The sequence below is a fragment of the Candidatus Woesearchaeota archaeon genome (genome assembly GCA_021734105.1).
Lineage (GTDB): Archaea > Nanobdellota > Nanobdellia > Woesearchaeales > SKGA01 > SKGA01.
The window spans coordinates 18,066-30,332 of the sequence record JAIPJP010000014.1 but is presented as its reverse complement, the minus strand read 5'-3'; the positions used below and the strand labels follow the sequence as shown (position 1 = coordinate 30,332).

12 protein-coding genes and 1 tRNA gene are annotated in these 12,267 nt (G+C 35.3%); 3 read left to right on the top strand and 10 right to left on the bottom strand.

The window, feature by feature from the left end:
- Positions 1-113: 113 nt before the first annotated feature.
- From K9M74_03475 to K9M74_03465, 3 genes are all read right to left on the bottom strand, one after another.
- Entirely contained in the window at positions 114-539 is a 426-nt protein-coding gene (locus K9M74_03475; GenBank protein MCF7798938.1) for a hypothetical protein, read from the bottom strand.
- Positions 540-825: 286 nt separating this feature from the next.
- Positions 826-1,368, bottom strand: a complete 543-nt coding sequence (locus tag K9M74_03470) for a KH domain-containing protein (protein ID MCF7798937.1) — start codon at positions 1,366-1,368, stop codon at positions 826-828.
- Positions 1,369-1,743: 375 nt separating this feature from the next.
- Entirely contained in the window at positions 1,744-2,451 is a 708-nt protein-coding gene (locus K9M74_03465) for a serine protein kinase RIO (GenBank protein MCF7798936.1), read from the bottom strand.
- An 82-nt stretch (positions 2,452-2,533) separates the two neighbouring features.
- On the opposite strand from K9M74_03465, the gene K9M74_03460 reads away from it, so the two are divergent.
- On the top strand, positions 2,534-3,268 hold the full coding sequence (locus K9M74_03460) for a hypothetical protein (protein ID MCF7798935.1): 735 nt from the start codon (positions 2,534-2,536) through the stop codon (positions 3,266-3,268).
- A 160-nt stretch (positions 3,269-3,428) separates the two neighbouring features.
- Here K9M74_03460 and K9M74_03455 read toward each other — a convergent pair.
- The 3 genes from K9M74_03455 to tadA all read right to left on the bottom strand — a co-directional run bounded on the left by K9M74_03455 (position 3,429) and on the right by tadA (position 8,120).
- A tRNA-Phe gene (locus tag K9M74_03455) sits at positions 3,429-3,544 on the bottom strand.
- Positions 3,545-3,586: 42 nt separating this feature from the next.
- Positions 3,587-5,827, bottom strand: coding sequence for a hypothetical protein (locus K9M74_03450; GenBank protein MCF7798934.1), 2,241 nt, complete (start codon positions 5,825-5,827; stop codon positions 3,587-3,589).
- A gap of 1 nt (position 5,828) precedes the next feature.
- Positions 5,829-8,120: a Flp pilus assembly complex ATPase component TadA gene (gene tadA / locus K9M74_03445; GenBank protein ID MCF7798933.1), complete on the bottom strand. Its 2,292-nt coding sequence runs from the start codon at positions 8,118-8,120 to the stop codon at positions 5,829-5,831.
- Between the two features lie 477 nt (positions 8,121-8,597).
- Between tadA and K9M74_03440 the strand changes: the two genes are divergently transcribed.
- Positions 8,598-9,071, top strand: a complete 474-nt coding sequence (locus K9M74_03440; GenBank protein MCF7798932.1) for a hypothetical protein — start codon at positions 8,598-8,600, stop codon at positions 9,069-9,071.
- A gap of 14 nt (positions 9,072-9,085) precedes the next feature.
- Here the strand turns inward: K9M74_03440 and K9M74_03435 are convergent, their stop codons facing one another.
- From K9M74_03435 to K9M74_03420, 4 genes are read right to left on the bottom strand one after another with little or no spacing between them, the layout of a single operon-like run.
- Complete coding sequence (locus tag K9M74_03435; GenBank protein MCF7798931.1) at positions 9,086-9,496, bottom strand: hypothetical protein; 411 nt, start codon at positions 9,494-9,496, stop codon at positions 9,086-9,088.
- A 28-nt stretch (positions 9,497-9,524) separates the two neighbouring features.
- Positions 9,525-10,199: a hypothetical protein gene (locus K9M74_03430; protein MCF7798930.1), complete on the bottom strand. Its 675-nt coding sequence runs from the start codon at positions 10,197-10,199 to the stop codon at positions 9,525-9,527.
- Between the two features lie 17 nt (positions 10,200-10,216).
- A complete protein-coding gene (locus K9M74_03425; protein MCF7798929.1) occupies positions 10,217-10,828 on the bottom strand; it encodes a hypothetical protein in 612 nt (203 codons plus the stop codon).
- 44 nt (positions 10,829-10,872) lie between these two features.
- Positions 10,873-11,451 carry a hypothetical protein gene (locus tag K9M74_03420; GenBank protein MCF7798928.1) on the bottom strand — a complete coding sequence of 193 codons (579 nt, stop codon included), beginning with the start codon at positions 11,449-11,451 and terminating at the stop codon, positions 10,873-10,875.
- Positions 11,452-11,610: 159 nt separating this feature from the next.
- Here K9M74_03420 and K9M74_03415 point away from each other — a divergent pair, with 159 nt between their 5' ends.
- Positions 11,611-12,216, top strand: a complete 606-nt coding sequence (locus K9M74_03415) for a hypothetical protein (protein MCF7798927.1) — start codon at positions 11,611-11,613, stop codon at positions 12,214-12,216.
- Positions 12,217-12,267: the final 51 nt, after the last annotated feature.

Here is a 12,267-nt window from a genome sequence, read left to right as displayed (position 1 = left end):
GATATTTCATGCCTGAAGCATGAAAAACTTTAATAACTTGCTTGTGTAAACTAACTTCATACTGACCGGAAATTTCTGTCTGAACCATAGTAATTTCTTGTCAGTATACATATTTATACCTTTTTGAACAACGCCAAAATAAGAACAAAAAGTACAATGGGTAATATCATAATTATGGCGATCGCATCTGGTTTTTTCCATTTTTTTCTTGGTTGATGCACGGGTTCTAAGAAATGTTCTTTTCCTATATGTTTAAATGTTTTATCTAAAAGTCGTTTAGAATACCCTTCATCTTTAAGTGCTGCATAGAGTTGTTCTGCTTTGTAGCCTTGGGAAATATAACTCTCGACATAATCTTGAAGATTTGGTTCTGTTTGAGAGAGTTGTTCATGTGTTAACTCTGCAAAGGCCGTGGCTATCATATTAGTATCATAACCATGTTCTTGCAAATGAGCTTTGAGTTGTTTTTTAGTATAGCCTTTTTGCAATTGTTCCAATATATATTGTGCTAACTCACTCACCATGCTTTTCAAATGCATTTAAGAAAAGGATGTTTTTAAAGATTTGCTAAAAAAGAGTCAGCAAGAGCATCTTTTTTGTTGCCTTGAAGAAAAACTGAGCATAAGCATTCCAAGATTGATTCAAAGAATCACAGAGAGTGCATAGAAAGCTTTGCTTCTGAAGGAAGCAACAAGTCTTCGCAACAAAAAGTATGTCGGCAAGACTCAACAATTAGCAAGTTCAGAGAATTTTTGTTGTCGCGCACACAGTGCGACTCAGAAATATGCTAATTCTGCAAATTTCTGTTGTTGTGCAAAACACAGCTCAAAAGTTAGCAAGTTCTGCAAACTTTTGTTGTTTTCGGTGTTGTTCTAACCATTTAAACACGCTAGAATGAGGACTTCCAGTTAATAATGATTCGAGAGCTTTTTTAGCAACTGCTGCATTATCACAAAAACCAATCACCGCAATAGTTTTTCCATAAACGCTTATGCTTGTATCAGTAAGCTCTTCTATGATTGTTCGTGCTTTTCCATTTTTACCAATTACTCGTCCTTTCAGGCGTAGCATTTGATCTTTTGACTTGACATAATCAGATAAATTAAGTACATCTAAGACATAATCTTGTTTAAGAAGACGTTTTGCTATTTCAGGATTAAACCCGCGCGCAATCGCCCGTACTAAATCTTTAAGCAAATACAATTGAACAGAATCTTTACTAACTAGTTGTACATCTCCTTCTTTAGAATCTACGTTAATAGTTGTCTTAGTAATTTCTTCGAGTTCTTTTTTAATCTCGCCATCTTTACCTATAAGTACTGCAATTCGTTCTTTAGGAATTTTTAATTCGTAAGTATACTCGTTCATTTAAATATAAGAAAACGACTTCGTTTTTAAAGGTTATGCGTGAAGGGCTCTGTTCAAAATCATCTGCCTAACTGCCTGAAATTTTTTGAGTTAGACGCATTTAGTCTTCATGAACAAAATAGACTCGTCTGAAGGTATTGCTTTTGTAAACAAAGCGAGAATAGTGCTTCGCAGTATGCCTTTTTCTCTCCGGTTTGAATAGGGCAAAGTACAAATCTTTGATTGAGCAGGTAAATCAACCTACTGCCTTAAAGATACCTCGCGTATAAGCCTTTTATTTGCATTCTTGAGCTTGTACGATGAAAAAGCATTAGAAACAAAAAACATAGTCTAAGGCAGGAATATGAGAACAAAACTACGCAACAACACGACAAATTAAGAAATAACTTGCTTAAGAAGCAGTTCGGGATCGGATTTAACTCCTTGTTTCTTAAAAAAATTACTTATAATAGTTAAATCTCGCAAAAGAAGCTCGCGTGCATTCGGAGAGTTTGTCGCGGTGGATTGTGAAAAGTCAATAAAAACAGGCTTTGCATGTTGGACTAAAATGTTATAGGGGGATAAATCGCCGTGAACAAGTCCTTGTGTATACAATTGTTTTACCATCAGAAGAATTTCATCGAAAACGCGTTGGGGATGGTCTAGCACCACATCTTTAAGCTGTGAAGCAGCCTTATCTCCTTCATTAATATATTCCATAACAATAATATTATCTTTAAATGCGAGTGGTGTTGGAACTCGCAATTGTTCTCGGGCTTTCATAAGGTTTCGATATTCTCGTTGTGTCCATGTAAAAATAATGCGTCGTTTTTGTCCTTTTAAATCTAAGTAGCGAGGATCTTGACTAATGTATTCGAACATTTTGTTAAAATTACAATTTTCAAGACGATAAATTTTAACAGCGACAAACGAATCATCTTTTGTGCGGGCAGTAAACACATTTGCTTCTTTGCCAAGTGCAATTGCACTTACAAGTTCTTCAAAATAACCTTGTGCTGCTAGCTTACGCAAAAGTTGTTCAGAATGTTGGTCAAAGACGTTACCATATGTTTTCCAAGCTTCTCGCCCCCTATTTACTGCCATATAACTAAGCAAAAGCCCTTCTTGCTTTTAAAAGATATGATTTTTACGCATTTTTTTAAATCAAGCAACATTTGTCTCCTTTATGGTTAAAGCTGTTGTGTTGCCTAATGAGTTTAGCGAAATTTCCAAATATACATTTGGAGATAGCACTATTTGGGATGGATATTTGTTACTTAAGCAAACGCTTGTTCACGCAACCAACCCTGCAAATATAAATTCTATCCTACAATTAAAAAAGCTTGTTCCTAACAATCAATTCAAAGAATTTAATATTACAACTCCTCTTGCAGCACCTTATCCAAATGAAGACCCGAACAAAAGAAAAAACGATCCTTACATTCATTTCTCAACACCACTCTCTACTGTTCCTGAGAACAGTGTTAACTTGCATGAATATCGAGAAAATCCCGAGCAATATTTTGGTTGGGATGCAAATCCGCCTTTTGATATATTCACCATTAGATTTTATTTTAACAAAAAGGCATTTATCAAAAATAAGAACGTAAAAAGAGTAGAAGAAAAAAATGGAGGATTATGTAACCAAGACTACTTCATACACAAAGGAATTTTTGATGTAGGTAATTCTCTTGAAGCAATAGTTGTCCCTGAAGAAGTCGGACTTCCTTTTCATAATCCTTTTGAAGACAAAACAGTTCTAGTAAAAGGACTTACTAAAAAGAATCTTCTTGATAAAGGAGAGTATAGTCCTTCGACATTTATTGGAGGTATGAATTATGCGTGTTCTCGAGTACTAAAGAACCAGTTCAAAAGAATTTGGACTGGACAAAACCAACAAGTCCAAAAAGCTCATTTCTAAAAATCTTAGATATTCTTAAACGTTCAAATTACAGGGAGTATTTTCAAAGAAATAAAAAATGCGGGTCAGACGGTATTGCTAAGCCTAAAGGCTTGGCTGCAGGAATGCTAATGACTGCATGTTCAAATTACGGAAGGGACACTTTTTTCGAAGAAAAATGTGGGCCGGGCGGGATTTGAACCCGCGACTTCACCGTTTCTTGGCAAGCGAAGCTTCCCAGATGTTGTCTTCGCCAACACTTCAGCGGTGCGCTCTGCCAGTCTGAGCTACCAGCCCATAATGGTTCTAGAATCAGAAGTGCATTTATAAGGTTTGTGGCTAAGTTGTCATGACCATTTGATTCATAATTTGTCCTGAAACGATGTTAAAAAGAATTATTACAACTAAGACAAGAAGTGAGTAAATAATTGTTGCACGTAGCATATTTTGTCCAAGAGCATATTGTTCACCTATTTTATCCGGACCATTTTCTATGCCGTTTCCTATGATGGTGAGAATATAAGCAAGCATGACAACATAAAGACCAACAACTATTTGGAAGTAATAAGTAGGAATACCAGATCCAAACATTGCTAAAAGACTGGTTCCTGCCATACCATCAGCACTTGCGGCAATTTTTCCTACTGAATCACCAAGCGTGCCCATAATCGAAGTAATAAGACTAGTAATACCTACAACTACTGCAGAAATTACTGGTGTTAAGAATAATGCTTGACTTTTCATGCTTGAAATAACATCACCCATAAGATCTTTGAGTCGTTCGTCAACTCGATGCATTTGTTTGATGTATTCTGAAACATTAATGATTGCTTGGCTTGCTACTTGCGGTCCTTTTCTACTAGACTCAACAAGTACTTTCATAGAGCTTTCAATAATGTCTGAAGGATAATAGTTGAGTGCTCCTTTTTCATGATCAAATATTGCTTGGTGCACGCTCATACCTAGTCGAGTAATATTTGCATTAACTAATGCGAAAAATTTTCCTGAAATGGTGCCTTCCATACTTACAGCTATTTTTCCAAATGCGGTTTCTGCAGGGATACCGTCGCCAAGTCGACTTCCTAGTTGAAATAATGCTGAAGAGAATTCAATTTCTAATGCTTTTGCTTGTTTACGTATTTTAATCACATTACCTGATTTGAGTCGGTAATATAATCCTACGGCAAGACCCACACCTAAAGGTATGCAAATACTCAAAAGCAGAGCTCCAAGACCAAATGGCCCTATCAACTTTCCAGTTGGCAAATCATCTGCATCTAATTCATCTCTATATCCTAAGAATTGATATTTCACAACTTGTTCTGGATTGTAAGAATCAACCATACCAAATCGAAAATCTCGTCCATCACCATTATCTACAATTCCATAATCAGGTAGTGTTGCAGCGTTCCAAATAAGAGGTAAGAGTCCTATAAATAAAAAGAAAATAAAAACAAGTGCTGCAAAGATAATTGGTTTAATGAATGTTTCTTGTTTGCCGAATTTTATAACAACGTTTTTATATTTTTTAAGTTCTGGATGTTTTATGGTAATATCTTCATCACCTGAACCTCCTGGTCTTGTTGATAAAATGTTTTTTCCTAAATAAAAAACTATTGCGGGAAGCGCAATATTATAAATTGCAAAAAGATGATACCATCGAAATTCCCCCATAAAACTAACTACTAAAGGAAGAATTACTAGCGTAAGAATAGGGAGTACAACACCCATCATATTAAGGGTAGTCAGAGGAGTTTTAAGACCGTGCGCATAATGCAACATTTTTTCATATGTTTCATCAAGCATAACACTTAATGCTTTATCAAGACTGCCTAATCGTCTGTCATTACTTGCTTCATAAAGTGATGATTGAATGAGATGTACACTTTCAACAAATTCTCGATTGTAGTTTTGCCATGTTTCAAGATAGGCGTTAAGGGATTCTTTGAGTTCATCATATTTTTCTGTTTCTACATCCCAAATTATCTTTCTCATATCAAGAGATAATGGTGGTGCTAAATGTTCTGCTGCAAAATTAATGGCTAGTTCTAAGTTTGAGGTGTGTCGCATATAAGTGACGATGTAAAAGATTGCAAGTACCATTTGATTTGATGCTTTCATTCGCCAAGAATTAGAAAGCATAAAGGGTAATTTTTGCAAAGGAATCATAACAAGTAAACCTGCAAATAATGCAAAAATAACAAAAAACATATTTCCAGTCCCGCCTAGTGCTGCTGGAATAAGATAGAAAATAATTGCAGATAATAAAATTATTAAAAGAGGGATAAATAATGATAAACTATAAACACCTGTCGGAGTGGTATTAAGATGACAAATATCGATTGCTTGTTGGAGGCGAGGTATCTTTTTCTCATCCGGCTTCATTGGCATAGTTTTTTCTGCTAATCGACAAATTTTTTCATAAAATGAAAGATGTTTCGGCATATACTGTTTTTTGAATTCTTCATATGCTCGAGAAGTAATTACTTCATCTTCAGTTAATTCGGATTTTCCAGCTAGTTCTTGTTCTAATCGTTGTTTGAAAAGTGAAGAAACTTGTTTTATCTTTGGATCGTCCATTCTAATGTTTATCTTCTTTTTGTTTGTTAAGAATTCGTTTGAGTTCTTTTTCTAGCCAATCATTCCATTCAAAATATACAGCATCGGGATTTTCTTTTCCTTCTCGTTTTACTATTTTTTCAACTGCTTTATGAAACCTATCATTTGCTAAAATAACAAATTCTGCTTCAAGTAGTTTGGGTAAGTTATACTCTTGACTTACTTCAAAAATTCGTTGTTTCATTTTTGCTCGGAGTTGTATGTTGTTCCACAATGCATCCCAGTTACCAGTGTACTCTTTGATTTTTGATGCAATATCTTTGAGTATTTCGCTTTCTCCATTGAGTAATTCTGGCGTTGGTTCAAGCTCATCTGTTGCAGCATTGTATTTCATTAAATCGACAAAACCTCCTTCTAAGTTCGGATCTTCTTGCCAATCTTTTCTCACTTCTGTTATTTGCAAAACACGCCTCATTTTATGTAGGCCGTCGGCTGATTTTATTGGATTTGCAATAATAATAATATCTGTTGCTTTAAATGACGTTTTTGGAATACCAATATCATTTACGAGTCTATCATAAATACCAAAAGGACTGTCACCATGAATAGTTCCTGCTACAACATTTGCTGCAGCACCCACCCTCATTGCTTCATAGAGCGCTTTTGCTTCTCCACTTCGAACCTCGCCAACAATTAGAGCAGAGTCACCAAGTCGAAGTGTGCTTCGAATTCCGTCTTCTGCGCTAAATTCTTCTCCTGATTTTGCTAGAGCACTTGCTACTTTAAGTGGTTGAATGTTAAATCCTAAAGCTCTCATTGATGACGTGGGAAGTTCAAGTGTGTCTTCAATAGTGAGTATTCTATGCCGTCGCATAATTTCAATAAGAAGGGATGAAAGAAAACTGCTTTTCCCGCTGCTTCGCGTACCGCAAACAAGCATTGTTCGAGTTCCGTCAATAAGAAAAGAAAGTAGTCCTGCTGTCATGGCATTAATCATTTTATATTTAATAAAAAGTGGCAAAGTCCATGGCTGATCTCGATGTCGTCGAAAAGAAAAAGCAAGACCTGTTGGATTAAGTGGTGCAGTAATTGTTGATGTTCGAACGCTCGCTCCTGGTAATTCTAATTCTGTATCTAAAATAGGATTTGCTTCATCTAGTGGTCGTCCTGAAATCATTCGTAGTTTACTTGCCCAACTTTCGCTATCGCTTATTGTTGGAAAAATATTAGTAATACAATCATCATAATCTGCATGTACAATAAAAATAGGTATCTCTCCTGGAGGACTATTCACACTAATATCTTGAATTTTTTCATCAGCTAAAAGCACTTCAACAAGTCCAAAACCAACCGTATATCGTACAAGTATCTTTGCAAGTTCATCATTATCTTCTTCAGAAAAAGTAATATTACGATGATTTGCAAGTTCTGCAAGTAAATCTTTTCCTACATTATAAAATACTTCACGCATGCGTTTTGGATCAGTAAATTCATCTCTATCTGGTTTATGTTCTGCTAATATTCGACGAGCAGTATCTAAAAGATCATAGAGCTCTTCACTTAGTTTGAATTCTGGGGGCATGACATGATAAAGATATTGTACTGACTCTGGTTTTTCAAAAATAACTATTTCTGTTTGACCTACAGTGTACGCTTCAAGCTCGGTTGCATTCTGGGGGTATTGGGCCATTAATTTGGTAAACATAAAATCTGGTTTTATAGTTGCAAAAAATATTCGTCTGTATGGATCTCTATTTCCTATTTCGTGCCCTTGTACGTATGGTTTTGCAACAGCAAAAAATTTCGTTCCTTCTATTAGCAGCAAAATGTAATCAAGAAGTTTAATATAATGTGTTTGACTTTGAATTAAATCAGGGGTTATTTCTTTTTCGAGCCGTATTTGTTCTCGTCTACGTATTCGTTTAATATGAACATAGCAAGAAAGAGGATCTTTTTTAAGATCAGTAAATAGAATGTGATGAAGTTCGGTATATTTTGAAGAAAGCGTTGTTGAAGAAATATTTTGTGCTAGCGAAGAATAGCTAAACAATTCCTTGTTACGTACTAGTTTTCCATAAAGATTTGCTAGTTCAGCAAGTAAAGTGACTTGCGCATAATCATATTCAAAATCATGTTTTTGCGAGAAGATTATTTTGGTTGCGGTAGGGTTTTCAACAAGCATGGTAATTGCTTCAGACATGGTTATCTCATCATCTTCAATAGATGGTATTCTTCCTCGCGCGTTGTAATCTACAAGCAAGGTTGTACCATCGCCTTCGCGATTTACTTCGTATTGTAGTTTTTTTTCTGGCAAAAAACACTCACCCTCTTTTCACTCCCTAGTGAATATGTTTAGAGTACTCACTAAGTACAAATAAAATGGCAGTTTCGTCGTATATAAAACTTTGCTTACATCAGCTCTGTTCAAAATCGTCTGCCTAACTGCCTGAAAAATTTTTTTAAGTTAGACGCAGTTCTTCTTCATCAACAAAATAAGGATGTCTAGCAATAATACTTTTGTAAACGTGGGCAAAGTAGCACTTCGCAGTATGCATTTCTCCCCCCATTTTGAACAGAGTCCTTACATCTCAACAATATCAACGATGAAATCTTAAACGAAATACTGTTAATAAGCAATCTAAGGAAGCGCTCCAATGAATGACCGCGAGCTAGAAGAAGTATTTGTCACGCGCAGTGCACAACAATAATATGTCGTCATTGACTTTGAAACGACAGCGCATAACATAAATCCTGCAAATATTTATAAGACAATAACATCCTTATATGGCATATGGCAGAACCAAAGCTATTTCCTGATAGTCCAACACCTGAAGAACATGTTACTAAACATCAGAATAAAGAAGAGTCTTTGCAGCCAATTAATACAAAAGTTAATGATATTGCAACTCGTCTAAAAATTCTTGAAGAACGTTACATAACGCTTCGTAGAAAATCACAATTAGGTGAGCAAAATCTTATTGATACGCAAAAAGATCATTTTGAAGAATTACAATTACTCAATGAAAGTTTGCTTGATGTTAAGCACACTATTCGTGATGTCACAGAAAAGGTGAGTCTTTTGAGTGATGAGATAAGTCGCTTTGCAACAAAAAATGAAGTAACTATTTTGCAACGATATGTTGAGTTTTGGGAACCTATGGATTTTGTGACGCGAAAAGAAATCAATGACTTCTTAAGAAAAAAATTAGGTGCAAAAAAATCCAACAGTCCTCGATCACAAAAAGAAGAAAAAGAAACAAAATAAATCAATAATATTTGCTAATGTTGTTTCATAGTATCGGTTATTCTAGAGAGTTCTGAAACATTTTCTGTAAATACAGGTAATACTTTTGCAAAGACTTTTTCCATCGCTTTTAGTTCTGCGCCGACATCAAGAATGTGCTGATCATATTCTCCAACTTTTCCAATGACTGCTTGATGCAATTTATCAAATTCATTTCGTAAATCTTTAATCTGTTGATCCATGGAAGCAAGACGAGTATCAGCAGTATTTTTCCATTCGATAATTTTGTTAATGTCTTTTACTAAGTCATTCCACTTTTCATCAATAATCGCTTCAATAAGCTCTTCATTAGTTGTTTGAAATTGTTGTGGTGATCCTGCTAAGGGTTGTTGAGGTGGCGGAGGAATTCCTCCCGGTATTTGTTGATTTGGTGGTGGTGGTAACATATTTCTCACTCTCTTTTTTATAAACTAATTATTCGGGTAATTGCGTTTTTGCAAGCATAATAACAGTAAACATACCAATAAGCATAAGCATTATCATGCCAAGGACTTTGGGATGCACTAATGTTTGAAGTACATTATCTCCAAAGTCATTAGACGCTGCAGCGGTCGGATTTCCTGCGTTTGTAGTAACTCCTGTTTGAATATCAGTAAAACTAGGATTATCATATACATCAACAGAAGTTGTATTATCATATGGTTGAACAGCTAAATAATCATCTTGTGGTGTCGTACCAGGTTGTCCTTCTAAGAGTCGTTGCCCAAAAGTAGATGATAACGAAACAACAAGAATAATAATAAAAAGGACAATAAGCACCCAGTAAACACTCGAATTTTTAATAAGACCCGAAAAAAAAGAGTCGTCCTCTCCGGTAAACATACGCACGACAAAAAATATCAAAAACAAAAAAACAACAAGAACTGTAAACCAGGGTGTCATCGTTGTAATTATTGTAAATGTATCTTTTGAGACAACTGCAAAAAAGGCAAAGGCTAAAGCCATAATAGCATATAGTCCTTTTGAGCCAGCCTTATCTTTTAATATATTCGTAACAAGAAAAAAACCATATACTACAGCAAAAACTACCAAGAATACAAAAATTCCTGAAAAGTGTTGAAAAAGACCTAAGTCCAAAAATGTTGCCATAGTATAATAACCTAAAATTATTTTATATTATTTTGATTGCTTTCAAAAAATTCTTTCAATCCTTTTGCGGCTGACTTTTTATCTTCAACCTTTTTCTCCGGAGATGAAATAAATTTAATGATAAGTCCAAAGACCAGTATTGCCACAACAAGCGGCATAATATCGCTATTTAAAATTCTCCACACCCACGAGGCATTTCTAAAAGTACCCATCGATGCAAGAAAAATACCTAAAACAACAAGTCCCGAGATAAGTGTAAACCAAACACCCACGCCTTTTGAGCCATCAGGTGTTTTTCCTGTCCACAGACCAATAGTTAAAAGCATCATAACGATAGCTACAAGAAGTAATCCCACGCCTGCTAATGATTCATTTATAATTTGAACAATTGTTCTACCATTAAAAAAGACCACGCCAAAAAAGTGCGAAAATAGTACTGAAAGTGCAACAACTAAAGCTATAACTGAGCCATATTTTCTTGTTTGATGTTCATTGCTACCCAAAACTTTTGTCTTTTCCATGACCGCAAAAACTATAGTAAATATTAAAATGAAAGGTAAAAGTACCTCAAACACGCCCCACGATTGTAGTGAGTAAATTAATCCATCAAATCCGCCGTAATAAGCCATTAATATCGCCTCTTCATTGTTTTATTATCGTATGTGTATTTAAATTATTCTTTGCTCTTCTCCGAATTACCTTTTTGTGGTCGTGCTATCCAAACCATAAAGCCAACAAAGACAAGCACCATGAGAATAGTCGCAACGCCTGCACTATCCCAACTTCTCAAAAGGAAGCTGTACAGAGCATCAAGCCAACCTAATGCGTTAAAGAGTATGAGTAAAATGCCTAAGGCACTGACAATCCAAAAGGCCATTTTCCATCCTTTGCCCATAGATTCTAAATTAAATTCTTTATCACCAGTGTGAGTGATACCTACTGCAAGCATAAACATAAGACCAGTAACAATTAAAATAACTGTATTTGCTATAACTTCACTAATAATTCTTACGAGTTGTGCAGATGCAACAACAAAAAATGCTGCTGAGAATGCGATGATGGCGTTTAAATTCTTTCTTGTGAAGCGATGTTCTGCGCCATTCGCATCTTTAACAACTTCTATTCCAAGAACTTTTGATTTTTCTAAGAAGGCAAAAAATAAGGTAAAAACTAAAATGAACGGTAAAACTACATCATAAACACCTATTTTAGCCATAAATGCTATTGTTCCTCCTAGAATAGTATCTGCCACGTATCTTACATTGCGCTTATGAGACTATTTAAAAGTTTCGCTTAAAAAAATGAAGAAAAATAAAGGCAAAGCGCGTGTATCTTGCAAAAATAGCGAGTTGAGTGGTTTCTTTTTTGACAAAAGAATTTATAAAGTACGGCTTGTTTATAGCCTATTAGAATGGGGTTACAAAACAGTAAAGAATTCAAACAAGAAATAGCTAAAATGCAAAGGCAGTATGAAAAAGACGATACTACTCGAGAAAAAATTATTTCTTTAGCAAGAATTGCGCTTAAACCTGCAAAACAAGCAATCTATGCAGCCCATAGAGATGATATTAAAGCGGCAGATAAGTTGTTAACACAAGCTAAAAATGCAATTAACACTGCAAAAAAAGAGCTAGAAGCATCTGGCCTACAAGATGTTGGTATGTTAAATGCAAGCATCGAAGAATACATTGAAGGTGTGTGTTATGTTTCTTTTGTTAAAAACAATACGCTTCCTTCGCCAAATCAACTCGGTCTTGCCTTCTCACCAAAAAATGAAACGTACTTACAAGCAATATGTGATTGTGCTGGCGAACTTTCTCGACGAGCTGTTGTTGCTGCAACAAAAAATGAGACTGCGGTAATCACAACTATTTATGAAACACTCAATGAATTGCTCGAAACATTTATGGAGTTTGATTTTCGTTCAAGCGAACTTCGTAAAAAAACAGAAAACTTGAAATATAGTTTAAATAAAGTTGAAGGAATCTTATATGACATTAAGGTGAAGGCAAGATGAAACGAACAGTCACAAAAAAGAACATGAGTAAGGTTTGGCAAATCGGAACAG